At 51.2% G+C, this 25,094-nt stretch carries 18 protein-coding genes; 3 read left to right on the top strand and 15 right to left on the bottom strand.

Features of this window, described 5'->3' with window-relative positions:
- Positions 1–8 precede the first annotated feature (8 nt).
- Positions 9–668 (bottom strand): MOSC domain-containing protein, encoded by a 660-nt coding sequence (locus G4O42_RS03835; protein ID WP_032872288.1) that lies wholly within the window; start codon positions 666–668, stop codon positions 9–11.
- Between the two features lie 67 nt (positions 669–735).
- On the opposite strand from G4O42_RS03835, the gene G4O42_RS03830 reads away from it, so the two are divergent.
- Entirely contained in the window at positions 736–1,008 is a 273-nt protein-coding gene (locus tag G4O42_RS03830) for an acylphosphatase (protein ID WP_032872286.1), read from the top strand.
- On the opposite strand, the gene nosA is transcribed toward G4O42_RS03830, so the two are convergent.
- From nosA to G4O42_RS03770, 12 genes are all read right to left on the bottom strand, one after another.
- Positions 1,002–2,093 (bottom strand): nitric oxide synthase, encoded by a 1,092-nt coding sequence (gene nosA, locus G4O42_RS03825; protein WP_032872284.1) that lies wholly within the window; start codon positions 2,091–2,093, stop codon positions 1,002–1,004. The two genes, G4O42_RS03830 and nosA, sit on opposite strands and share 7 nt — an antisense overlap.
- A gap of 123 nt (positions 2,094–2,216) precedes the next feature.
- A complete protein-coding gene (locus tag G4O42_RS03820) occupies positions 2,217–3,011 on the bottom strand; it encodes an MBL fold metallo-hydrolase (protein WP_014417176.1) in 795 nt (264 codons plus the stop codon).
- Positions 3,012–3,062: 51 nt separating this feature from the next.
- Positions 3,063–4,361: an Mg(2+)/citrate complex secondary transporter CitM gene (gene citM / locus G4O42_RS03815; RefSeq protein ID WP_032872282.1), complete on the bottom strand. Its 1,299-nt coding sequence runs from the start codon at positions 4,359–4,361 to the stop codon at positions 3,063–3,065.
- Positions 4,362–4,554: 193 nt separating this feature from the next.
- Positions 4,555–5,517: a tripartite tricarboxylate transporter substrate binding protein gene (locus G4O42_RS03810; RefSeq protein ID WP_032872280.1), complete on the bottom strand. Its 963-nt coding sequence runs from the start codon at positions 5,515–5,517 to the stop codon at positions 4,555–4,557.
- Between the two features lie 12 nt (positions 5,518–5,529).
- Positions 5,530–6,210, bottom strand: a complete 681-nt coding sequence (locus G4O42_RS03805) for a response regulator (RefSeq protein WP_007610021.1) — start codon at positions 6,208–6,210, stop codon at positions 5,530–5,532.
- Entirely contained in the window at positions 6,207–7,811 is a 1,605-nt protein-coding gene (locus tag G4O42_RS03800) for a sensor histidine kinase (protein ID WP_032872278.1), read from the bottom strand. Before G4O42_RS03800 ends, G4O42_RS03805 begins: the two co-directional genes overlap by 4 nt.
- 183 nt (positions 7,812–7,994) lie before the next feature.
- Positions 7,995–10,472 (bottom strand): exosporium glycoprotein BclB-related protein, encoded by a 2,478-nt coding sequence (locus tag G4O42_RS03795; protein WP_074534357.1) that lies wholly within the window; start codon positions 10,470–10,472, stop codon positions 7,995–7,997.
- 182 nt (positions 10,473–10,654) lie between these two features.
- Positions 10,655–17,416 carry an NTTRR-F1 domain gene (locus tag G4O42_RS20215; RefSeq protein ID WP_065465010.1) on the bottom strand — a complete coding sequence of 2,254 codons (6,762 nt, stop codon included), beginning with the start codon at positions 17,414–17,416 and terminating at the stop codon, positions 10,655–10,657.
- A 114-nt stretch (positions 17,417–17,530) separates the two neighbouring features.
- Positions 17,531–18,229, bottom strand: a complete 699-nt coding sequence (locus tag G4O42_RS03785; protein ID WP_032872439.1) for a hypothetical protein — start codon at positions 18,227–18,229, stop codon at positions 17,531–17,533.
- Between the two features lie 105 nt (positions 18,230–18,334).
- Positions 18,335–19,771 (bottom strand): anion permease, encoded by a 1,437-nt coding sequence (locus G4O42_RS03780; RefSeq protein ID WP_007408966.1) that lies wholly within the window; start codon positions 19,769–19,771, stop codon positions 18,335–18,337.
- A gap of 124 nt (positions 19,772–19,895) precedes the next feature.
- Positions 19,896–21,161, bottom strand: a complete 1,266-nt coding sequence (locus G4O42_RS03775) for a pectate lyase (protein ID WP_032872442.1) — start codon at positions 21,159–21,161, stop codon at positions 19,896–19,898.
- Between the two features lie 163 nt (positions 21,162–21,324).
- On the bottom strand, positions 21,325–21,672 hold the full coding sequence (locus G4O42_RS03770) for a YflT domain-containing protein (protein ID WP_003155650.1): 348 nt from the start codon (positions 21,670–21,672) through the stop codon (positions 21,325–21,327).
- Positions 21,673–21,863: 191 nt separating this feature from the next.
- Here G4O42_RS03770 and G4O42_RS03765 point away from each other — a divergent pair, with 191 nt between their 5' ends.
- Positions 21,864–22,214, top strand: coding sequence for a DUF3212 family protein (locus G4O42_RS03765; protein ID WP_007610002.1), 351 nt, complete (start codon positions 21,864–21,866; stop codon positions 22,212–22,214).
- Between the two features lie 127 nt (positions 22,215–22,341).
- Positions 22,342–23,361, top strand: coding sequence for an NADP-dependent oxidoreductase (locus tag G4O42_RS03760; RefSeq protein ID WP_032872444.1), 1,020 nt, complete (start codon positions 22,342–22,344; stop codon positions 23,359–23,361).
- A 53-nt stretch (positions 23,362–23,414) separates the two neighbouring features.
- Here G4O42_RS03760 and G4O42_RS03755 read toward each other — a convergent pair whose 3' ends face one another.
- Positions 23,415–23,861, bottom strand: coding sequence for a GNAT family N-acetyltransferase (locus G4O42_RS03755; protein ID WP_032872447.1), 447 nt, complete (start codon positions 23,859–23,861; stop codon positions 23,415–23,417).
- 72 nt (positions 23,862–23,933) lie between these two features.
- Positions 23,934–25,064: a DEAD/DEAH box helicase gene (locus tag G4O42_RS03750; protein WP_032872449.1), complete on the bottom strand. Its 1,131-nt coding sequence runs from the start codon at positions 25,062–25,064 to the stop codon at positions 23,934–23,936.
- Positions 25,065–25,094: the final 30 nt, after the last annotated feature.

The following is a 25,094-nucleotide window of genomic DNA, read 5'->3' as shown; positions in this document are numbered from 1 at the left end:
GCTTTTTTCTATACATTAGTGAGCCTGTCTCTTTTTTTAAGGAAGGACTCCCTCCAGCTTTCTGACAGCGCTTCTTCCCGCAGTATTTCTTCAATCGCTGACAGATTGCCGGAATCACGATATTTCACTTCATTCGCATACCAGACGGAAATGCTTTCTTTGCCTCTCGACAGACGCTTGAGGACGGGACGCGGATCGACATATCCTTCTTCAAGCACCCTGAAATAAAAGCCGGTAAATCCCGTCTGCTGTACACGGAGCACCATATCTTTGATGCCATATTTGAGCGCGAGTTTGACGCAGGGCTGGCGCGGCTGGCTTACTTGAACGACGGCTTCCCCCAGCTGAAAGACGTCTCCGATCCACACGTCTTGTTCGGCCAGTCCTTTGACCGTTACATTCTCCCCGAACGCGGCGGCGGGAAGTTTTCTCGCGAGCGTTGTTTCCCAATATGAATAATGCACGGCGGGATACACGCACACCGCTTTATCGGGGCCTCCGTGATGCTTCAAGTCGGCTTGCCCGTCCCCGTCAAAATGGGTTTTATACAGCATGACGGGAGAATCTGCGGGCAGCTTTATGATGCCGGAATTGATTTGTCTGCCGGCAAATTCATGAATTGCGGGCTTTCCGAGATTGATAGATAAGACAGAATAGTCTTCCGTCACCTCGTTCACATCCTTTGCGAAATCTCATATCTTTCCTTTATCATAGTAAGAAAAAGGTGGTTTTTCCATGCTTCAATATCATATGATTGCAGACGGTCGGGTTCAGGGCGTAGGTTTTCGCTACTTCGTCCAGATGGAAGCCGACAGACATAAGATAGCCGGCTGGGTAAAAAACCGTGATGACGGCCGGGTGGAAATCCTTGCCGAAGGTCCTGAAGAGTCGTTAAAACAATTTGCCGAAGCAGTCAGAAAAGGCAGCCCCTTCTCAAATGTCACAGGCGTAACCATCGAAGAATCACACCGTCTGAAAGGGTACCGCACCTTTTCCATCAGTTACTGATAAGGCTTGTCCTGATAATAATAATTCGGCTTCACAATCGTATTGTCATATGATTTATGGAAAATGTGGGTGGAAGCCGGCGAGATCGGCGGAATCAGCCAGGTCCAGTCGCCCGTCAGCTTTCTGCCCGCGTCTTGTTCCTGTTCTTCGAAGCGTTTAAATTGATTCGCCGCCGTATGGTGATCGACAATGCTGACACCGTGTTTTTTGTATGAATAGAGCACTGCCTTATTCAGTTCCACCAGCACCTGATCTTTCCATAGGTCGGTATTCAGGCTGGCGGAAATCCCCATGACCGAAGCGGCTTTTTTGAGCATATCATACCGTTTTTCGTCAGCAAGGTTCCTTGCGCCGATTTCGGTTCCCATATACCATCCGTTAAAAGGCGCCGCGTTGTACGACAGCCCGCCGATTTCAAGCCTCATATCGGCGATAATCGGAACCCCGTACCATCTGAGATTTAAATCGGCAAACTCTTCAATATCCGGATGGGTGATCGGCACTTCTTTCACGAGCGTCTGAGGCAGGTCATACCAGACCGGCTGCCCGTCCCCTTTCATCCGGAAAAGCAGCGGCAGAATATCAAAATCGGTCCGCTTCCCGCGCCAGCCGAGTTTTTCGCAGACAGCCGTCAGTTCATATGATGCCGGATCACCGACTCTTCCTTTTTCAGTCTCATATCCCGCATAGCGGATGAGCTGGTGATTCCAGATTTCCACTTGTTTCTCGCCATTCTGCTCAGGAGGGAAAATCGTAATCGTCGGTTTAATTTTTCCGCCGTTCGTGGCGATTTCAATATGTTCAAATAATGCGTCGCGCACCTCTTCTTTCGTGTTCACACCGCGCCGGTCAATGACGTTCAGCGATTGCCAGAACAGACGCCCGATACAGCGGTTGCTGTTGCGCCACGCCATTTTCGCCCCGTGTTCAAGCTCTTCCGCCGTATGGACGTAACTTCCCGTCCGATCTATCTCATCTTTTATCGCGTGAAGACGCGCGTTGATTTGCGATTCCATTCCGAGTTCCTGATAGCAGACATCAATAAAATCCTTCGCCTCATCCCAAAGTATTTCCGTATGTTTCAAAAAACTCTCTCCTTCAATTTACATCTGTTTCCCATTGTATCGTTTTTAGGAGTGAACACAATGGTTTTTTTGTATCATACTGGAAACTGCATAGAAAAAACACCTGTGATTTTCGCAGGTGTTTTACAAAACGGAATGCAGTTTTTCAGCCAGTGTAAGCAAATCTTCACGGTAGTTTTTTCCCGTCATCGGAATTCCGTGACCCGTCAAAAGCGCTTCCGGCTCCAGTTCGGCCAGTTTCTGAACGGACGCGGCCGCCGTCTGCGTATCCGCTGTAAAATAGGCGGGCGGCCCGTGAAGCTCTTGCTTTTGAATGACAACGTCCGCAAGCGATTCCTGTTCAACAGTGATCACGGCATCACCGGCAAGCAGAACGCGGTCTTTATCCCGGAATAATGAAATATGGCCGGGTGTGTGGCCGGGCGTATGCACCCATTTCCATTCTTCAAGAAACGGAACGGTACCGTCTGAAGGCAGTGCCTGAACGGACGGAATGCGGATCGTATGGCGCGGAAACAGCGGTGACAGCTTTGCGACAAGCCCTTTTTTCGCATCGGGCCTGGCAGGCGGATAATCTGCTTTCCCCGTGACGTACGGGAGCTCCTTTTCATGAATGTAAACCGGCACATTCCAAAGCTCAAGCAGTTCTTCAATCGCACCGACATGATCAAAATGGCCGTGTGTCAAAATGACCGCCTTCAGCTGATACCCCTCTTTGAATCGGCGTTTCATTTCTTCTGTTATCATCTCCGCCGATTGAGGCATTCCCGCGTCAACCAGAATGATTTCCCGCGGAGCTGAGGGATTTTCGATAAAGTAAACATTCGCAATCTGCACGGTCAATCCGTAAACGCCGTCCGCCGCTTTAAAACCGGCGCCGCTTCTCACTGAAAAAAGCGGCATAAACGGATCACTCATCATGGCACCTCCTCTGATGCCTTTAGTGTGCGACGAACCGGGTGTTTTATGTTAAAAAATCGTGATTGCGCCGATGATGAGCGCAAAGGCCGTCATGACGATAACAGCAAGAACCGCCCATTTCATCGCAAACTTCTGGTGCTCATCAATCGTGACCCCGGCAAGCCCGACTAATAAATGTGTCGACGGCACGAGCGGGCTTAACATATGAATCGGCTGGCCGATGATCGAAGCGCGGGCGATTTCCACCTTATCTACACCGTACGCCACGGCGGTCTCGGATAAAATGGGCAGCACGCCGTAAAAATAGGCGTCATTGGGCATCAGAAACGTAAAGATACCGCTCGTTAAGGCAACAATCGCCGGAATAAACCCCCCCATCTGTTCCGGAATAAGCGATACGAGGGAAATGGCCATCTCATCAACCATCTTCGTCCCTGTTAAAATTCCGGTAAACACGCCTGCGGCAAAAATCATCGAACCGATCGCAAGCACATTGCTCGAATGGGCTGAAATACGCTCCCTTTGATCGTTAAGCTTCGGATAGTTGACAATCAGCGCGATACAAAACGCAATGATGAACAGCACGGTTAAATTCACTTTTCCTGACACTAAAAATCCCACTAAAGAAAGCGTTAACAGTAAATTGAACCACCATAGTTTCGGCCGCCTCCATTCATCTTCCGCAGCCGCAGCCGTTTCATTTGTATGGGACGGCTGCTTTAATTCGATCACCCCGAGCCGTTTCCTTTCCATCCTTCCGAGTACATAAGCGACCACAATCATACACACCATTCCGCTGGCAATGACAGGCAGCATCGGCCCCGTCAGATCTGCCGGGTCAACGCCGAGCGCACTCGCCGCACGCGGCGTCGCGCCGCCCCATGGGATCGTATTCATGATACCCATGCCGACACCGGCGATTCCCGCTAAAATAATCGGACGGATTCCGAGCATGATATACAAAGGCAGCATTGCGCTTGTCGTAATCATATACGTCGTCGAGCCGTCTCCGTCCAGTGCGACAAGCATGGTCAAAACGGCTGTTCCGACTACAATTTTGAGCGGGTCGCCTTTAACCAGCTTTAAAATACGCGACACCATCGGATCAAATAAACCGGTATCAATCATAATGCCGAAATAAAGAATCGCAAACATAATCATAACTGCGATCGGCGCCACCTGTTCAATACCGGAGATCATCATCTCGCCGACCCGGTTAAAAGAAAACCCGGCAATCAGCGCAAACACGATCGGTGTTAATACGAGCGCCGTTAACACGGAAAGCCGTTTTGTCATAATCAGCACCATAAAAACAAGCATCATAAGAAAGCCTAAGATTGCTAACACAGTATGTCCCCCTTATTATGAATACGCTTACATTTTAAAGGCCCGATCCCCTTTATCCGCCTTTTTGCTATCTTATGAGAATTGGATATTGAAGTAAATATTTTGGATTTTAAAGATTTTTAATTTTTTATAACCTTTTCGTTCATTTTGTTCATTTATAAATAAAAAGCCTCCCCGCAAATATGCGGAAGGCTTATTTTTCGCTGCTCATCATCTCTTTATAGAACTCGGTCTGCTCTTCTAAAAAGCGTTTTGCGCCGCTGCTGTTTTTGTAAAAGCTCTCCCAATCCCGTTTTTTCAACATTTGCTTCCACTCCGCGGATGAGGTAATCTGTTTCAAAGCCTGATCCCAATAGGCGATCTCGCCTTCGGTCATGTCTTTCGGCCCCATGATGCCTCTCCAGTGCGCAAAGACAAACGGCACCCCCTGCTCTTTCCATGTCGGCACATCGCTGAAGCCGGAGAGCCTTTTGTCCGACGTAACGGCCGCCAATGTGATTTTCCCTTTCCGATAGGCGTCTCTCGCTTCTGAAATGGTCATTGAGGCGGCGTCTATCTCGTGGCTGATAAGAGCTTCAATGACTTCATTGCTGCTCCCGTATTGAAAAAAGCGGATATCAAACGGAGAAATTCCGGCCATTTCCGCCGCTCTCGCAAAGGAGAGCTGGTCATCATTTCCGAGGCCGGGCGCAAATCCGATTTTTATGCCGCCCGGATGTGCTTTAATATCGCCGAGCAGCCGCTTTCCGCTTTTTATCTTTGAATCCTTCGGAAGAGCGACGGTCTGCCACTCTTTTGCGATAATGGCCAAAGGCGTAAAATCAGCTGCCTTCAGCCGGCTTTGTCCCAAAATTTCATTGCTTAACAGCAGGCTTGAATTCATACTGATGACATCCGTTTTTCGTTCGTTTACATATTTCCAGCCGCTGTCTCCGCCTCCGCCGGGTTTATAGACGATCTTTACGGGCCGGCCTAATATTTGCTTCCGCTCTATTACCGATTGCAACGCTTTTGCCGTTACGTCCCAGCCCCCTTGAGGCGCCGCCGGGACGACAATTTCAACCGGCCCTTCGGCTGAACGGATGCCCGCCATCTGCCGTCCGTCAAAAGAAACCAGCGCCGCCAGCATGACAAGAAACACTCCCAACCGCTTCATTTCTCCCATCCCTTATTCATGTGCTAAATAATATTTCCGTTCCGGCCTGCCGATAATGCCGTACTCTAATTCAGCGAGCGCTTCTTCCCGAGAAACGAGAAACTCGGCGTAGCGCCGCGCCGTTGTTCTGGAGGCGCCCATTTTTTCGCCCAGTTCTTCAGCCGTCATCCCTTTTTGGGCTGCCCTGAGCGCGTTTTTGATTTTTTGAAGTGTAATCGAATTAATCCCGGTCGGCAGATCATTGAGCTGTTTTTGTTCTTTCTGACCGCTTCCGAAAAACATGTCGATAACGGACTGGCTCAGCTCCGGCTGTGAGTGCAGCCATTCTCTTTTTTCCCGGTACTGCAAAAGCACTTCTGTAAATTTATGTGCCGACACCGGCTTTATGACATAGTGGGAAACGCCTGATCTGAGCGCTTCCTGCAGCAGTCTTGTTTCGGCAGAAGCCGTAATAATGATGATATCAACGGAAGGAAAACGGCCGCGGATGAGGGGAAGCAGATCTGTCCCCAGCTCATCCGGCATATAAATATCCAAAAGCAGCAGATCAGGCTGCCGTTTCTCAAGCAGCGATATGGTGTCTTTGGCATTGATTGCTTTGCCGATGACATTGAATCCATCAAGATGTTCGATAAATTTTTCGTGAATTTGCGCTATTCGAAAGTCGTCCTCTGCAATCGCGATGTTAATCACACCGATTCCCCCTTTGGCCTTTCTTTCGGTATAAACACCGTAAATACGGCACCGCCGCTCTTTTGCTGCGAAATCTCTATCGATCCCTGCAATTCACTGACGGCTTCTTTCAGATTGGCTAAGCCGTATCCTCTCCTCGTCCCCTTTGAAGAGTAGCCCTTTTCAAATATCGTTTCTGTTTTTTCCTGAGGCACGCCGTCTCCTGAATCCGCCACTTCGATGACGATATCCCTGCCGATATCGGTCATAAAAAAGGCGACCTCTTTTTTCTCTTTTTCGGCGACGGCTTCGAAAGCGTTATCAATAAGATTTCCGATGATCGTAATGAGCTGGGATGAACCCACATGCTCCGGCAGCGATTCTAAAAAGCTGTTTTCATCTATTGAAAGCTTTACTTTCTTCTCAGACGCCTTTCCCATTTTTCCTAATAGTATGGCCTGAACCCGCTGTGAATGAATGTTTTGAAAGAGGATTTCGTGCTGTTCATTCTGGATGGCGTACTCTTCTTTTATCAGTTCAATGGCTTCATTATATTCTCCCAGCTCTAACAGACCGAGGATCGCGTAAAGCTTATTCGAGAATTCATGCGTTTGCGCCCGGAGATCCTCCGAGTATTTTTTCATTTCAGTCAGCTTGTTAATCAGTTTCTTGAGCTCCGTTTTTTCGCGGAAGCTGATCACCGCTCCGTATACTTGCCCGGTCTGCTTCATTTCTTTCACGTTTAAGATAAATACTTTATCTCCGGCACGCACCTCCACGTTCGGCGGTAATTCTCCCCCTGCCAACACCGGCATGAAATTTGCGCCCGGCATGATTTCTTTTATATGCCTTCCGATCATCGGTTCCGGCAGATTCAGCATATCAGCCGCAGACAAATTCATCATGGTTACCGCGCCTGCTTTGTTTACGGCGATAATCCCTTCTTTCATCGCAAGGAGCATCGCATTGCGCTCTCTGTACAGCGCTGCAATTTCATGCGGTTCAAGGCCGAGTGTATCTTTACGGATGCTTTTTGCGAGCGCCGCCGCTCCCCCGATGCCGATAAGAAACACCAAACATGCAAAATAGCCTAAATGCCGCAGATGCGCTTTCATATCTTTTTCTATCTCATCTTGTAGAAACTCGACTGTCACCGTTCCGACGACTTCGTTATGATTTTTTTCCTCCAGAATAACCGGGGCGCTTCCCCGGACGGCCTTCATTCCGTCGGAAACCGGAGACCCGCCGAACATGACGGTTTTGTTTTGCAGATTTTGATTTTCTTTCGGAATACTGCTTCGGGCCGAATGAAATGCAACATGCCCTTTTTGATCAGTGATGTAGACGGCGTGCGCGCCTGCCTGTTCTTTCATTTGTTCAATGACGTCTAACTTTGTAAAAGCCTCTTGATCCGCAAGCCGGAACGCCTCTTTTACGGGAGGCATATATGAAATGGTTTTTGCGGTTTGCACCGCCAGCTGTTCAGCCTGCTTCTGCCCTTCCTTTAATTGCTGAAAGGCAAATATAACCGTGAGCGTTCCGATAACAAGTATTAATAAAGCCGTAATTAATCCGGCGATTTTCATTTGCAGAGAGACATAAAACCGCTTCGCTTCCAACACAGCACCAGCCGTCCTTTCCTCCTAAAATCATACCATTTTTCAAATCTTTATTTCTCATTTTTGAGAATTTTCGTGATCTTTTTCTCTTGCGGCTTACCAAAAAGGTGATGATAGGTATATATTTACTTTTACACAATTGATATAACACATAAAAAAGACTGACCGAAGTCAGTCTGCAATCTATCAGGAAATTGTAACTCCCGCGCTTGCATATCCCGCCACTGTATTAATAAGCGAAAGGCCTGTCGCAGTGGCGGAGAATACCATTAACAGCCGGGTTTGAGGAGTTACCGCAATGTTCAGCCCTGTCGTGATTCCGTTGCTGATGCTGCCGATTGACAATACGCCGGTGAGGGGAGGAGCTAAAGTGACGGATGCTCCGGGGATCGGGGTGAACGTATTGTTCGGCACAGTAGAACTGTATAGTTGTGCGGTTATCGTAACAGTCGAGCCGACAAGCGACAGTGCTGCGGTTGTACTGAAATAGGCGGCAATTGATGTAATGGTTCCGCTTCTCGGAGCAGAAAAAGCAAAGTTCAGCAGAGTTCCTCCAGCCCCGGTAAGATCAATTGCGCCTCCCCCTCCGACATTGACGCCCGTCACAGAATTGCCGAACCCGACAAGGCTCACCGTTCCGATTAATCCGCCGGCAATGGTCGTCACGGCAGTGGGAAGACCTGAAGCATAAGGAATGATCGCGCCTGCTCCGGTGATTCCAGTGGCTCCGGTGATCCCAGTTGCGCCTGTTACTCCGGTGGCGCCTGTTACTCCGGTTACTCCGGTTACCCCGGTTGCACCTGTTACTCCGGTTAATCCGGTAGCGCCTGTTACCCCGGTGGCTCCCGTTATCCCAGTTGCTCCGGTTGCGCCTGTTACTCCGGTGGCTCCCGTTATCCCAGTTGCTCCGGTGGCTCCCGTTACTCCGGTAGATCCCGTTATCCCAGTTGCTCCGGTAGCGCCTGTTCCCCCGGTTGCTCCCGTTATCCCAGTTGCTCCGGTTGCTCCCGTTACTCCGGTAGATCCAGTATCTCCGGTGGCTCCGGTCAAGCCTGTTACTCCAGTAGCTCCGGTGGCTCCGGTGAGCCCGGTAGATCCCGTTACTCCTGTTGCACCAGTACTTCCTGTTGCGCCTGTTACTCCGGTTGTTCCCGTTCCCCCAGTTGCACCGGTGGCTCCCGTTATTCCGGTCGCTCCTGTTACTCCCGTTACCCCGGTTGCTCCTGTTGATCCCGTTACTCCAGTGACTCCGGTTGCGCCTGTTATTCCTGTCGCTCCGGTATCCCCGGTGACTCCCGTTATCCCTGTTGCTCCTGTAACTCCGGTTGCGCCTGTTACTCCGGTTGCGCCTGTTACTCCAGTGTCCCCGGTGGCGCCGGTAATCCCGGTGGCGCCGGTTGCGCCGGTTACCCCGGTGGCTCCCGTTATTCCTGTCGTTCCTGTTACTCCCGTTACCCCGGTTGCTCCTGTTATTCCTGTCGCTCCAGTATCCCCGGTTGCTCCTGTTACTCCGGTGGCTCCCGTTATCCCAGTTGCTCCCGTTACTCCCGTGGCGCCGATTTCTCCCGTCGCTCCGGTTACTCCAGTGGCGCCGGTGAGCCCGGTGGCTCCCGTTATCCCAGTTGCTCCCGTTATTCCGGTCGATCCGGTTACTCCAGTGGCGCCGGTGAGCCCGGTGGCTCCCGTTATCCCAGTGGCGCCGGTTGCTCCGGTTACTCCAGTAGCTCCCGTTATTCCGGTCGCTCCAGTATCCCCGGTTACTCCAGTTACTCCGGTCGATCCGGTTACTCCAGTATCTCCGGTTACACCGGTTGCTCCGGTTGCTCCTGTTACCCCAGTTGCCCCCGTTACTCCGGTTGCCCCGGTTACTCCAGTGGCTCCCGTTACTCCGGTTACTCCCGTTGCTCCCGTTACCCCGGTTGCTCCAGTTACTCCTGTTGCACCAGTACTTCCCGTTGCGCCGGTTACTCCGGTTGTTCCCGTTACCCCAGTTTCACCTGTTACTCCGGTCGCTCCGGTTACTCCAGTTTCACCGGTGAGCCCGGTTGCTCCCGTTATCCCAGTTGCGCCTGTTACTCCGGTTGCTCCCGTTACTCCGGTTGCTCCCGTTACTCCGGTGGCACCTGTTACTCCAGTAGCGCCGGGATCTCCGGTGGCTCCAGTCGTGCCCGTTATTCCAGTCACTCCCGTTACCCCGGTGGCGCCGGTTGCTCCGGTCGAGCCTGTTGCTCCCGTTACTCCCGTGGCGCCGGTGGCTCCAGTCGCGCCGGGATCTCCAGTGACGCCGGTTACCCCAGTCGCTCCGGTATTCCCAGTCGAGCCCGTAGCTCCGGTGAATCCCGTTGCTCCGGTAAACCCCGTTGCTCCAGTGAATCCCGTTGCTCCAGTCAGCCCTGTTGCTCCAGTCAGCCCCGTTGCTCCGGTAAACCCCGTTGCTCCGGTGAATCCTCTTACATGAAAATGATTTGGATGACAGCATGGACACCATCTTTCATGGCAGCAAGAGTTTTCGCAACAGAATCCTTCACAGCAATGTGCCCGATTTTGATAACTGCGCCTTTGATATCTTCTTTTATGTTGAAAATGACAGCAACAATCATTGCAATTCCGGCAGTCGCAATCCCAAGAGTCGTATCTGTTATACCAAGTATCTCCTTTTCTCATTACACCACCTCTATTTTCATAATATTTCCACGAAGAAAAAAGGTGTGGCAAAACCCCACTTCTATTGGGCGATTTTTTAAATGTTCGTTAAGACTGCATCATGCACAGCATTTTACAGAAAAAAGACCTAACTGTGCATAAGTCAGGTCTTTCACCTTTAAAATATCAGTCTGCTATTGTCATTAGGTTGTCGGGAAACGAATGCTGTTAAAATCGATATTGAGAGCTGACGCTGCTGTTATATTATTTGCAGTTGTGAAAACAACTCTCAACTGGTACGTATTTGTTCCTGCGGTCGGCGCTGTATCCACTGTTGTATCAGCAATCGAAAAACTATCCGTAGCTGCGGTAGTATTAGTTCGCGACAGAGTTCTTGTATGAATTTGCACTGCTCCCCTATATAATCTCACTTCAAAAACAAAGTTTGAATTCGCTGCAGTTGTTAGCGCGACACTGAGTGCATAATCAAGCTTTACATTCTGCAAAGCGTTAACCGGGATTGCCAGCGTAGCAATGGGAACCTCTGTATTTAACGGCGGATAAACAGTGAGCGGCCCGTTAGTTCTTGTGAAGAGCAAGGTTGGTGTACTGCCTGTGGCGCCCGTTACTCCAGTTACTCCAGTTACTCCAGTTGCTCCAGTTGCTCCAGTTGCTCCAGTCACACCCGTTGGACCGGTTGGGCCTGTTACTCCCGTTGCTCCAGTTAGTCCTGTTACACCAGTTATTCCCGTTACACCAGTTGGACCAGTTGCTCCGGTTGAACCTGTTACCCCTGTTGCGCCAGTCGCTCCGGTTATCCCCGTTGCCCCAGTCACTCCAGTTGCACCTGTTGATCCCGTTACTCCGGTTGCGCCGGTTGAACCTGTTGCTCCCGTTACTCCTGTGGCTCCTGGTTCTCCCGTTGCTCCAGTTGGTCCTGTTACACCAGTTATTCCCGTTACACCAGTTGGACCAGTTGCTCCGGTTGAACCTGTTACCCCTGTTGCGCCAGTCGCTCCGGTTATCCCCGTTGCCCCAGTCACTCCAGTTGCACCTGTTGATCCCGTTACTCCGGTTGCGCCGGTTGAACCTGTTGCTCCCGTTACTCCTGTGGCTCCTGGTTCTCCCGTTGCTCCAGTTGGTCCTGTTACACCAGTTATTCCCGTTACACCAGTTGGACCAGTTGCTCCGGTTGAACCTGTTACTCCGGTTGCGCCGGTTTCTCCTGTTGCTCCTGTTGGACCCGTGATTCCGGTTGGGCCAGTTTCTCCAGTCGCCCCAGTTACTCCGGTTGGTCCCGTTTCTCCGGTTGCGCCGATTTCTCCGGTTGAACCTGTTACCCCTGTTGATCCCGTTACACCAGTTGGACCCGTTTCTCCGGTTGCTCCTGTTTCTCCTGTTGGACCCGTGATTCCTGTTGGGCCTGTTATTCCTGTTGCTCCGATTTCTCCTGTTAACCCTGTTACTCCTGTTGGGCCAGTTTCTCCAGTTACACCGGTTGCGCCTGTTTCTCCCGTTGAACCGGTTACACCAGTCGAGCCGGTTGTTCCTGTTACTCCAGTCATTCCGGTTGGACCGGCTTCTCCAGTTACCCCCGTTGCGCCGGTTGGGCCGGTTGCTCCAGTAGCTCCGGTATCCCCGGTCGAGCCAGTTTCTCCGGTTGCCCCAGTAACTCCAGTTGGACCGGTTGCCCCAGTAACTCCAGTTGGACCGGTTGCTCCAGTCACTCCTGTTGATCCTATTGGACCCGTTGCCCCTGTTATTCCGGTTGAGCCTGTTGATCCAGTTGGACCGGTCTCTCCCGTTGGGCCGATTTCTCCAGTTACACCCGTTACCCCTGTTGGGCCGGTTTGTCCAGTCGCCCCGGTTTCTCCGGTTGGACCGGTTGATCCTGTCGATCCCGTTGCTCCGGTTGCCCCGGATGCACCCGTCGCCCCGGTTTCTCCGGTTGAACCAGTTGGGCCTGTTGCACCGGTTTCTCCCGTTGCACCTGTTGCTCCTGTTACTCCAGTTGATCCCGTTGCGCCAGTCGATCCGATTGAACCAGTTACACCAGTTGAGCCGGTTTCTCCGGTTGCGCCAGTAACTCCTGTTGGCCCTGTTGAGCCAGTCGCGCCTGTTACCCCCGTTACTCCGGTTACGCCGGTTGATCCAGTTGCTCCAGTTGCACCGGTTGATCCTGTTACACCTGTTGGGCCTGTTGCTCCCGTTGAGCCCGTGACCCCAGTCGGGCCAGTAACTCCTGTTGCACCGGTTTCTCCAGTTAATCCCGTCGCACCAGTTGAGCCGGTTTCTCCAGTCGGCCCTGTTGCTCCAGTCGAGCCGGTTGGTCCCGTTACTCCTGCTGGGCCGGTTTCTCCAGTAGCTCCGGTTTCCCCGGTCGAGCCAGTTTCTCCGGTTGGGCCTGTTGGACCCGTGATTCCGGTTGGGCCAGTTTCTCCCGTCACCCCTGTTACTCCTGTTGGACCCGTTTCTCCCGTTGAACCTGTTACTCCAGTTGGGCCGGTTTCTCCGGTCGAACCTGTTACACCTGTTGGCCCTGTTGCTCCGGTTGGACCCGTTGCCCCTGTTGGGCCGGTTGTTCCGATTGAACCTGTTACTCCAGTTGGGCCGGTTTCTCCGGTCGAACCTGTTACACCTGTTGGCCCTGTTGCTCCGGTTGGACCCGTTGCCCCTGTTGGGCCGGTTGTTCCGATTGAACCTGTTGCTCCGGTTGGACCGGTCTCTCCCGTTGGGCCGATTTCTCCAGTTACACCGGTTTCTCCCGTTGCTCCGGTTACTCCTGTTGCACCGGTTTCTCCGGTAGAACCAGTTACACCAGTTGAGCCCGTGACCCCAGTCGGGCCAGTAACTCCTGTTGCCCCTGTTACTCCGGTTATACCAGTTGGACCGGTTGAGCCTGTTGGCCCTGTTGAGCCGGTTGATCCAGTGGTTCCGGTTTCTCCGGTTGAGCCGGTCGAGCCGGTTGCACCCGTTGGGCCGGTTTCTCCTGTTGGACCCGTTGAGCCAGTCGCTCCAGTTACTCCCGTTGGGCCAGTTGGACCTGTTACACCCGTCGCTCCTGTATCCCCGGTTTCTCCGGTTGAACCAGTTGACCCTGCTGCTCCTGTTGGTCCAGTTACTCCCGTTACACCAGTTGGACCGGTTTCTCCGGTTGAACCTGCTACCCCAGTTGCTCCGGTTATGCCAGTGGCGCCCGTTGCGCCGGTTGAACCGATTTCTCCTGTTGGACCAGTCTCCCCAGTTGACCCGGTTTCTCCTGTCGCCCCAGTTACTCCCGTTGCACCAGTTACACCAGTTGAGCCTGTTACTCCCATTGCCCCGGTTACACCAGTCGAGCCGGTTGAGCCCGTGGTTCCGGTTTCTCCTGTTAGCCCTGTTGCGCCGGTTGGGCCTGTCGAGCCTGTTGCCCCAGTCACTCCAGTCGACCCTGTTGCACCGGTTGAGCCAGTTTCTCCCGTTGTTCCTGTTGAACCGGTTTCTCCTGTCGACCCCGTTGCGCCGGTTATTCCTGTTACACCGGTCTCTCCTATTGCGCCGGTTGGGCCTGTTGCTCCTGCTGGGCCGGTTTCTCCGGTTAAACCGGTTGTGCCTGTCGATCCCGTTGGACCGGTTGTGCCTGTTGCACCAGTCACTCCGGTCGACCCTGTTGATCCTGTTAAGCCCGTTACTCCGGTTGAGCCAGTTGAACCGGTTTCTCCTGTCGCTCCAGTTATTCCAGTTGGACCGGTTACTCCTATTGGCCCTGTTGATCCTGTTGCTCCGGTTGAACCGGTTTCTCCCGTTGCACCGGTTACTCCGGTTGGACCGATTTCTCCAGTTACCCCTGTTGCCCCGGTTGACCCAGTTCCTCCTGTTGGGCCGGTTACACCAGTTGGACCAGTCTCCCCAGTTGAACCGGTTGACCCCGTTTCTCCAGTTGTTCCAGTTGTTCCAGTTGCTCCAGTTGCTCCAGTGGCGCCCGTTGCGCCGGTTGTTCCTGTTGACCCGGTTGCTCCTGTTGGGCCGGTTGAGCCCGTGGTTCCGGTTATTCCTGTTGCTCCTGTTATCCCCGTTGCTCCAGTCACTCCGGTATCCCCGGTTGAGCCTGTCGATCCCGTTGCTCCGGTTATTCCTGTCGACCCGGTTTCTCCGGTTGGACCCGTTACTCCCGTTGCACCAGTTTCTCCTGTTGCTCCTGTTTCTCCTGTTGCTCCTGTTTCTCCTGTTGCTCCTGTTGATCCAGTGGATCCAGTGGATCCGGTTACACCAGTTGGACCAGTCTCCCCAGTTGACCCGGTTGACCCCGTTTCTCCTGTCGATCCGGCTACTCCTGTTGGCCCGGTTTCTCCAGTTGAACCGGTCGCTCCTGTTTCTCCCGTTGGGCCGGTTTCTCCGGTGAACCCCGTTGGTCCAGTCACTCCGGTTGAACCTGTTATTCCGGTCGCTCCTGTTGGACCGATCGGGCCAGTAACCCCTGTGGCTCCCGTTATCCCCGTTGACCCAGTCACTCCAGTTTCTCCTGTTGGGCCGGTTGAGCCCGTAGTTCCGGTTATTCCTGTTGCTCCTGTTATCCCCGTTGCTCCAGTCACTCCGGTATCCCCGGTCGAGCCAGTTTCTCCGGTTGCGCCAGTTACACCAGTTGAGCCCGTGACCCCAGTCGGGCCAGTAACTCCTGTTGCCCCTGTTACTCCGGTCGCTCCTGTTTCTCCTGTTTCTCCTGTTGCACCGGTTTCTCCAGTTAATCCCGTCGCACCAGTTGAGCCGGTCTCTCCTATTGCGCCGATTGGGCCGGTTACACCCGTCGATCCCGTTGCTCCTGTTACTCCTGTTGGGCCTGTCGCTCCTGTTACTCCTGTTACCCCAGTTGCTCCTGTTATTCCAGTTGAACCAGTCACTCCCGATGAACCGGTTACTCCGGTTGCACCAGTTATCCCAGTAGCTCCTGTTACTCCCGTTGAGCCGGTTGCTCCGGTTGGGCCGATTTCTCCTGTTGACCCGGTTGACCCAGATCCTCCTGTTGGGCCGATTGCACCCGTTGCTCCGGTTGCGCCTGTTGGTCCTGCTGGGCCGATTGCCCCAGTCACTCCAGTTGACCCCGTTGCTCCTGTTGATCCTGTTGCCCCAGTTACTCCAGTTGCACCGGTTGATCCTGTTACCCCAGTTGGGCCTGTTGATCCCGTTGCACCAGTTGAGCCGGTTTCTCCTGTCGAGCCGGTTGCACCCGTTGGACCAGTTACACCAGTCGCTCCTGTATCCCCGGTTGGACCGGTTTCTCCTGTTGGACCGTTTTCTCCCGTTGGGCCGGTTGAGCCAGTTACTCCGGTCGCACCAGTTGATCCCGTTTCTCCTGTCGATCCGGTTACTCCGGTTGGGCCGATCGGGCCAGTAACCCCTGTGGCTCCCGTTATCCCCGTTGCCCCAGTCACTCCAGTTGCTCCGGTTACACCAGTTGGACCCGTTACTCCAGTTGGACCGGTCGAGCCGGTTGGACCGGTTGCTCCTGTTGGACCCGTTTCTCCGGTTAAACCGGTTGTGCCTGTCGATCCCGTTGCACCCGTTTCTCCGGTTTCTCCTGTTGGACCGTTTTCTCCCGTTGGGCCGGTTGAGCCAGTTACTCCGGTTGCGCCGGTCGCTCCGATTTCTCCTGTTGATCCAGTTACTCCGGTCGCACCAGTTGATCCCGTTTCTCCTGTCGATCCGGTTACACCAGTTGGACCCGTTTCTCCCGTTGAGCCCGTTTCTCCTGTCGATCCGGCTACTCCTGTTGGGCCGGTTGGACCGGTTACACCTGTTGTTCCAGTCACTCCCGTTGCTCCGGTTGTTCCTGTAATTCCACTGGGGCCCGTTACACCAGTTGGACCGATCTCTCCCATTGGCCCGGTTTCTCCTGTTGAACCAGTTGAACCAGTTGCTCCGGTTGATCCCGTTACACCAGTCGGGCCTGTTACTCCTGTTATTCCGATTGGACCGGTTACACCAGTTGGACCCGTTACTCCGGTTAAACCGATTGTGCCTGTTACTCCCGTCGACCCGGTTACTCCAGTTGTCCCCGTTACACCAGTTGCTCCTGTTACTCCTGTTGCGCCTGTTATTCCTGTTGACCCGCTTACTCCGGTTGGACCGGTCAAGCCGGTTGGGCCGGTTACTCCCGTTGATCCAGTCGACCCGATTGAGCCGGTTATTCCAGTTGGTCCTGTGGCGCCAGTTGGACCGGATGCACCCGTTGATCCTGTGACTCCTGTCGCTCCTGTTATACCAGTTGAGCCGGTTGTACCTGTGGCTCCGGTTGAACCAGTTCCTCCTGTTGGCCCGGTTGCACCCGTTGGACCTGTTGCTCCAGTTGAACCGATTGCTCCTGTCGATCCCGTTGCTCCGGTCGCTCCCGTTATTCCGGTTACCCCAGTCACTCCAGTTGCACCCGTTGGACCTGTGGCGCCAGTTGAACCAGTTGATCCCGTTACACCAGTTGCTCCGGTCGCTCCTCTTGCTCCGGTTACTCCTGTGGGACCTGTAATTCCTGTTACGCCAGGTTCACCCCCGGTTTGCGCCAATGAAACATCGTCTATTAAAACCGTGCCGGTAGAAACTTTACTTAATACAATGACGGCAGAGGCCGCGCCAGAAGGCACACTGCTTGTTTTATAGATTTCAGACCATGTGTGGAAGAGCACGTTCGGCAAATTTCCGGGTGTAATATTTTCTTGAATGGAACTGATTTGTTCACCTGCTGCGCTGACATAGATGATCTGGAGAGTTACTTGGGGACTTGGCTCATTTCCGAGCGTTGCGAGTGATACGAATAGAGTCACTGACTTGGCTGAAATGGGAACGATTTGACTGAGGTAAGCATATGGCTGAGCTCCAATAAATTGCGCAGAATATCTCCCTGAATGTGCAAACAAACTGTTAATCTGGGTATTTGCCGAACTCCACCCCGCTAATGTACCGGTTTCAAAGCTTCCGTTTATAATCGGATTATTCATTCAATCTTTTTCCCTCTCCTTCCCGTTGTTGACCGTCTTACTTATTAAGACAGCATATTAATACGGGCTGTGTTTTGACAACCTAAATAAAAAAGGTGATTTCTTTTCATCACCTTAATCCGATCCTTGAATGGGGAATCCCGTCGCAATGAGGGAGCGGTTTGCCGCTGCGACTTGTGTTACGTAATTCGAAGAAAGGACGGATAAATAGAGCTGGTACGCGGCTGTTTCATCCGCCTTCATTTCGTCAATGTACGTAAAAGGAATTCCTATGATTTGTCCGCCTGAAGAAAAGAGGTTCCGCTCTTGTCTCTGTGTTTGTATAGATACGCCATTTCTTTGCAGATCGACAGCTAAGACCAATGAGAAATGAGACGCGAGCGGATCTAATTCCACGTTTACTTGTATGACGGCATCCGTTTTCACAAATTGATCTGTCGGCGCGGCTATCACTGCGCTTAACACGTTTATCGGTGTTCCTTCTAACGGAATCATCATCTGGTCTGCTGTATTTTGAAAAGCTACCGCAGGAACCGCTCCCGGCGGACCCTCAGGCCCCGGGGGACCGGGCGGACCCGCCTCCCCTTGCGGACCGCGAGAGCCGGCGGGTCCTCTTTTGCCTTCGGGACCTCGCAGCCCGGGTACGCACAAGGCAGATCGATTTTCATCTGAAGACGGAAACCGTTTTTCCGTCCCTGTTTCCGGTCTTTCATGTTCACATGGTAATTGTTCATACCGGCGTTTCATATGTCTGCTCATATATTTGTAAGGTTTCTGTTTCAATATCATGTATTGATTACGGCCGCTGCTCATATTATCACCCCGGCCATATTCTATTCGCACTGGAGTCATCATGTGTAGGCCCTTCCCCTTCCTTACAGAAATAAAAAAAGGCAGACCTGAGTCTGCCTTTTTCTTCTACCATAATCCTAATACTTTCCACCATAATCCGCCGATCACAAGCCATGTCACAATATGGACGATTGACAGGATAAAGCCGATGGACCACCATTTGCTTTGCGATATATAGCCCGCTCCGAAAAAGACCGGAGCCGCTCCTGAGCCGTAATGCGTCGTTGAACCGAAAAGGTTGCTGAAAAACGCCAAGCTGAGCGCCGCCAACAGAGGCGGAGCGCCTGCCGCCACGATGACGGCGAGAAATGCCGCATACATGGCGCTGATATGCGCGGTTGCGCTCGCAAAGAAGTAATGCGTGTAATAATACACGACAATCAGAATCATAAATGCCACAATCCATGAAAAACCGGAAACAGAAGATTTCATCATATTGCTGAACCAAGACACCATACCGAGCTCATTCAGGAAATTCGCCAGCATCACAAGCGCCGCGAACCAAGTCAGCGTATCCCATGCACCTTGTTCCTTTTTGATGTCCTCCCATGTTAATACCTGTGACAAAAGCAAAACGGATAATCCGATCAGGGCCGTCGTCGTTGCGTCAATATTTAAGCTTCCTCCGAAAATCCACAGCGCAAGCACCAATAAAAAGACGATGACCATGGAGAGTTCGGATTTTTTAAACGGACCCATTTCTTTCAATTTTTCCGTTGCGATTTTAGCCGCATCCGGTGTTTCTTTAATTTCCGGCGGATACAGCTTATAAATGACGAGCGGCGTAATGATTAAGCTCGCCAATCCCGGTACAATGGCCGCGATTGCCCAGCTTGTCCATGTGATGTCCACCCCTGCGACATCGTGGGCCAGCTTGGCGATCAGCGGGTTCGCCGCCATTGCCGTCAAAAACATCGCAGACGTAATCAAGTTTCCTTGAAAACCGGTTTTTAATAAGAAAGCGCCGATTTTCCGCTCTGTTCCGTCTGCCGGCGTTGATCCGAAAGTTTCGGATAATGATCTGATAATAGGAAAAATAATGCCGCCCGCCCGTGCCGTGTTGCTCGGAATGGCAGGTGATAAAATTAAATCACTGAAAAGCAGTGAATAAGAAAGGCCGAGTGTTTTCTTCCCGAACCGTTGTACGAATACGTAAGAAATCCTGGCGCCGAGCCCGGTTTTGATAAATCCCCGGGAAATAAAAAAGGCGATGACAATCAGCCAGATTGTCTTGTTTCCAAATCCGCTTAACGTATTTTCAATAGATAGCGTTCCCGTTAACGCGGTGACTGCCAATGCAAAAATTGCAATTGCGCCCATTGGCAAGGGCTTGGAGATAAAGCCGATAATTGTTGCGACAAAAATAGCGAACAAATGCCATGCTTTAGGTTCAAGTCCGGACGGCGCGGGAATAAACCAAATGATTAATCCCACAGCAACGGTAATAAGCAAAGGAATAATTTTTACCGCCTGCTGTTTTTTTGCGTCTTTTTCTGAAGCCATTACAGGTCTCCTCCTATTTTGTTGTCTTCCATCCCCTATCCCATTTTACTACTTAACTAAGTTAATAAACGTTTTTGTTAATTAAAAAACACAAAGGAATATTTTCCTTTGTGCTTCTTGTTTATTATTTTAATATGCCCGACCCGGCTTTAGATATAACATCTGATTTTACATTTGATGATGAGCCGATGGAACCGTGCAATGACGGTGTCCAGCCGACGGACTGACTTAATCCGTTGGCGGCTGACGCGTTAATGGCGGCGCCGTTTAAAAGAGTGCCGTCTTCATGAAGCGCTTTTCCGCCGCTGAAGACGCTGATGACTTTATCAGCAGCCAGTCCCGGCACTTCAAAAACATTATTCTGGGCATATATTTTCGACGCGTGGCCCGCGCCCCACGCATAGCTGAACGGGTATGCGGCGCTTTTAGAGCCTGCGTAAAAATTATTATAAATATGAACCTGCCCGTACCGGACCCGCGGCGCGCGCTGGACGATGTTCTGGTAATAGTTATGGTGAAGGGTCACCTTCAGTTTTCCCTCATCCGACGTCTTGCTGTCGCTGTTTCCGATGACGGAGCCTTTGTCATGGTCATGATATTTATTATAGGACAATGTAATATAATTCGCCCCGTTGGCTATATCCGTCTGGCCGTCATGGTGCTGATATTTTCTCCCGTAATAGTAGGGAAAACCGCTGTCGGGATTCGATCCGTCATTAAAGGTGCAATGATCGATCCAGATGTGCGTCGCGCCGTTAATGGTGATATTGTCATATTCCGAGTTCCAGTTGCCGCTGCTGCCGTCCGTCGGGTCCCATTGCGGAAAATAGTCGTAAGCGTCTTGAAATTCAATGTTGCGGATGATGACATTGTCGACGCCGTTCTTTATATTAAAACTTCCTCCTGTCACTTTGGCATTTGAACCCGAGCCGATGATCGTCGTATTTGAAGGAATGTCAACCACGACCCGTGCCTTCTGGTTTTTTTGCGATCGCTGTCTGGCGTCTTCCTGGGTGCCTGACGGCGCTTTTTTCCCCCATTTGTCCGGGTCGTACGCCTTTAGATAAGCATTGAGATCATATGCCGGATCTTTATAATCATTAAAGCCGAGTGTTTTATTGCGGTCGTCCGTATTCATATTGATTGTGCCTTGTATGTAAATAATCTTCGGCGTGCTGTTGGCGCTTCCCCCTAATGCGGAAACGAGCTGCTGTCTGTTTGATACGGTGTATACATTCGATGAAGAGGCTTTCGCGCCGCCGGTTGTCCCGCCGGAAGCGGCTCCCCAGCCGTCATTTGTTCCTAACGTCTGCCGCCCCAGATCAGCGGCATAGACGTCCGCAGGGATCATACATAAACAAACCGCCAGCATAAATAACATTTTTTTCATGAATTGTGCTCCTCCTGATTCTTTGTTCCAATTTATTACAATCGAATTGTATCAAATCAGTTGAGAAACAGCACCGAAAATGTACAGAATGTGCCTTTCGGTTTTATTGCGGAAACCGCAAAAAAATCCCAAGGGACCGAAAACCCCTTGGGATCTGTTCAGCTTACGCCCATGATTTCACTTTTTCATTATCCGTGACAAACAGAAGAACTTTTCCTTCATCTAAGCGCTTTTCAAATTGTGACGCTTCCTCTTCTGAAAAGCCGATTTCGTGAATTTTGTTGCGGAGCTCGTCGCCTTTTTTATTAAACATATTGCCGACCGCGTGTTTAATGCCCGTTTCTTTCGCTCCGATGGTATTGACATCAGTATTATCGGCCAGGCGGTCCGTTCTGTCGTCATCATGTGAAAGCACATACACGTCCTCTTTTGCAACACCCAGCTGCTGAAGCTCTTTTACGTCCTGCATCAGTTTTTGATCATTTGTATATTCTCTTACTACCGGTTTCATTGATAAGTCCTCCCTTTTGTTTTTGTATATTTGATGTTTACCCGCTCAATCAAGGATCAAACAAAAGAAAGAGAGTTCCGTGAAAAAACGGGCAGGTTGTCGGTGGATATTTTCTTGCGGGACATGTTACAGTAGAGGAAGCTACATTTATCAGAAAAATAAAAATCTTCATGAGCCGATTAAGCAGGGAGGTGGTTCCTATTCATTACTTTTCACCGGAACAGCGATTTAACGCTTGGGTTGTCAGTGATTTAGTGAAGCAGGTATTCCGCCGGCATACCCGCTGCCCGGATGGAATAAAAGAGCTTACGGCCTTTGCTGAAGATACTTTTCATATTAATATCGATTTCGTTTTCTCTATCATTATCAATATCGGTGATATCGAATCCGTTCTGCCGAAAGAAATTGAAAATAGGCTGGGTTCTTATCTGACCGCGCTTCAGCCCGTTGTTACCGCTGACATGCTTCATTCTTCAAAAACGAATGCCTATGAATATTTGGAACATGAGAAAAACACCGATGTGTACCGGTTATTCTATTAAATATGCATATAAGGAAAGAAGGGCCCTGGGCCCTTCTTTTTTATGGCCGCTGACGGTTTGATTTTGTAATCGGGAAATGGTTCGTGTTACATTTGGAACAACCACTTATCTTGAAGGAGGATTCAGTATGCCGAATAATCAGCAGCAAATTCAATTGGCAAGACGCCCCAAAGGCGTTCCCGCCCATGACGATTTCCGCTTTGAAACGATTGCCGTTCCCGAACCGAAAGACGGCGAAGTGCTTGTGAAAACGAGTTATGTGTCCGTTGATCCGTACATGCGCGGACGGATGCAGGATACAAAATCATATGTAGAGCCGTTCGCTTTAGATGAAGCCATAACAGGCGGAGTGATTGCCGAGGTTCTCACAGACGGCAATAAGCTGAAAAAAGGCGATATTGTGATCGGGAATCTCGCATGGCAGGAATACTCAGCAGTGAATGAGTCCGCCCTCCGCAAGTTGGATACGGATATCGCACCCGCCCAGGCGTATCTCGGCATTTTAGGGATGACCGGACTGACCGCTTACTTCGGGCTGCTCGATATCGGCCGTCCGAAAAAAGGCGAAACCGTCGTCGTTTCAGGCGCGGCGGGCGCCGTCGGCTCAACAGTCGGACAGATTGCCAAAATCAAAGGCGCACGGGTTGTCGGCATCGCCGGATCTGATGAAAAAATCGCGTATTTGAAAGAGGAGCTTCAATTTGATGAAGCCATTAATTACAAAACGGCGGATGATATTCAAAAAGCGCTGGAACAGGCATGTCCTGACGGCGTCGATGTCTATTTTGACAATGTCGGCGGACCGATTTCAGATGCGGTGATAAACCTGCTGAATGAATTCGCCCGCATTCCGGTATGCGGAGCGATCTCATCGTACAATACCGAACGTGAAGAAGAAGACATGGGCCCCCGCGTCCAGCCGAAGCTGATCAAAACAAAAGCGCTGATGCAGGGATTCATCGTCAGTGATTATGCTGACCGCTTTTCCGAAGGCGCGAAACAATTGGCCGAATGGCTCAAAGACGAAAAGCTCCACTATGAAGAAACGATTACGGAAGGATTCAACAATATTCCTGACGCGTTCCTCGGCCTGTTTAAAGGAGAAAACAAAGGCAAACAGATCATCAAAGTCAGTGATCTAAGTTAACAAGATGATAAAAAAAAGGAGGGCTTTGTCCCCTCCTTTTCTGCTTTTTCGCATCAGCCGCGAAGAATCAAAGTAAGAAAGCCGTCTTCATCAGGCTCCGTATCTTCCAAAGCGAAGCCCGCTGCTTGAAAGCAGGCTAAACTGATTTGATTGTCTTTTTCGATGCTTGCCGCCCATTCCCGCACGCTGGTAAACCCAGGATCAGTCAGCAGTTTTTGCAAGATCTGTTTTCCGTACCCTTGAAGCTGGTACAAAGGATTGACGATCAATCCGATATACGCCCGCTCCTCCACAAACTCTATAGAGACCATGCCTGTCGGAAGCTGCCCGTCATATGCCATAATGACAGTATCGTCTTCATCTTTACTCAATCGTGCATACCACGCATCTAATGGCAGCATCGCATCCATTCTCCGTCTGATGTTATCGTTCTTAAACCAGTGTTCAAGGATTTTCAGCTCACGCACCTTCAATATTTGAAATCTGTCTATTAAACCCATCTTCCCACTTCCCCGCCTGAACCTTTTCCGTTATTTTACAATAAAAAAGAAGGGCTTCCCGCCCTCCGTTTCTTATTTCTCAGATAATTTTCCGCCTGAATAAACGGCCTCTTTCAGCTCAATTCCGAGTGATTTGGCCATTTTTTTCAGTTTGGATTCTTCCATCGGCGTGACAAGGCTGAGTACGGTTCCTTCTTTACCGGCCCGCCCCGTCCGGCCGGATCTGTGGATATATCCGTCTTCATTCGGGATGTCCGCGTGAATGACGTACGGAAGATCGTCGATATCGAGTCCGCGCGCCGCAATGTCAGTCGCCAGAAGCAGCGGAAATTCTCCCCGTTCAAACGCTGATAATATCTTTGCCCGCTCCATTTTTTTCGCTTCTCCGTGCAGGATGCCGAGGTCCACATGATGATAGGCAAGTTTTTCCGCATAGACGCTTAAATTTCCGATATCTCTGACGAACACGAGCGCCTGCATGCCGTTCAGCCGTGACAGTTTTTGCAATAGCTTCACTTTATCCCGCTGATCGCAGACGAGATATTGATGTGTGACGCGCGCTTTTTCCGCCGTATTCCGCTCCACTTTCAAAACGGCCGGTTCGTGCGCGATGGTATTCAGCACCTGTTCTGTTTCCGGCTGCAGCGTAGCGGAAAAGCTTAAAAGCTGTCGGTCTTTCAGCGTCGTTTTAATGATTTTTTTCATCGTTTCGCGGTGTTCCTTTGTCACGAGCTGATCCGCTTCATCAAGAACGATCGTCTTGACTTCATGCATTTTCAGCTTTTTCGCCTGAATCAATTCGAGCACCCTGCCCGGTGTGCCGGCAATGATATGCGGTTTATTTTTGAGCTTCTCCACCTGCTTTTTCACGTTTGCCCCGCCGATCAAAGACAAAGCGCGAAGATCGGAGCCTTTTTTCCAATCCTGAATCACTTGAAAAATCTGCATCACAAGCTCGCGGGACGGCGCTAAAATGATCACTTGCGGATGTTTCTGTTCCGGGTTGATCCGCTCCAGAACCGGAAGCGTGTACGCCAATGTTTTTCCCGTTCCCGTCGGGGATTCGGCAATGACGTCTTTCCCTTCCATGATCACCTGAGCGGCTTTTTCCTGAATGACGGTCGGCTCCTGAAAACCTGAGGCCTCCCAGTTTTCGGCGATAAATGGTTGTGTATGCTGTAAAAATGGCCATGTTTGGGTCATGTCGTTCTCCTCAATTCTTAAAATCTACTC

The sequence above is a fragment of the Bacillus sp. LUNF1 genome (assembly GCF_011008975.1).
GTDB lineage: Bacteria > Bacillota > Bacilli > Bacillales > Bacillaceae > Bacillus > Bacillus velezensis.
This window is presented reverse-complemented; position numbering and strand designations above follow the sequence as displayed.

Coding starts and splice junctions, on each gene's coding strand:
- G4O42_RS03760 (WP_032872444.1), top strand. CDS start 22,342: ATGCCGAATAATCAGCAGCAAATTCAATTGGCAAGACGCCCCAAAGGC.
- G4O42_RS03755 (WP_032872447.1), bottom strand. CDS start 23,861: ATGGGTTTAATAGACAGATTTCAAATATTGAAGGTGCGTGAGCTGAAA.
- G4O42_RS03810 (WP_032872280.1), bottom strand. CDS start 5,517: ATGAAGCGGTTGGGAGTGTTTCTTGTCATGCTGGCGGCGCTGGTTTCT.
- G4O42_RS03775 (WP_032872442.1), bottom strand. CDS start 21,161: ATGAAAAAAATGTTATTTATGCTGGCGGTTTGTTTATGTATGATCCCT.
- G4O42_RS03770 (WP_003155650.1), bottom strand. CDS start 21,672: ATGAAACCGGTAGTAAGAGAATATACAAATGATCAAAAACTGATGCAG.
- G4O42_RS03820 (WP_014417176.1), bottom strand. CDS start 3,011: ATGAGTGATCCGTTTATGCCGCTTTTTTCAGTGAGAAGCGGCGCCGGT.
- G4O42_RS03795 (WP_074534357.1), bottom strand. CDS start 10,472: ATGAGAAAAGGAGATACTTGGTATAACAGATACGACTCTTGGGATTGC.
- G4O42_RS20215 (WP_065465010.1), bottom strand. CDS start 17,416: ATGAATAATCCGATTATAAACGGAAGCTTTGAAACCGGTACATTAGCG.
- G4O42_RS03780 (WP_007408966.1), bottom strand. CDS start 19,771: ATGGCTTCAGAAAAAGACGCAAAAAAACAGCAGGCGGTAAAAATTATT.
- G4O42_RS03785 (WP_032872439.1), bottom strand. CDS start 18,229: ATGAGCAGCGGCCGTAATCAATACATGATATTGAAACAGAAACCTTAC.
- G4O42_RS03830 (WP_032872286.1), top strand. CDS start 736: ATGCTTCAATATCATATGATTGCAGACGGTCGGGTTCAGGGCGTAGGT.
- G4O42_RS03750 (WP_032872449.1), bottom strand. CDS start 25,064: ATGACCCAAACATGGCCATTTTTACAGCATACACAACCATTTATCGCC.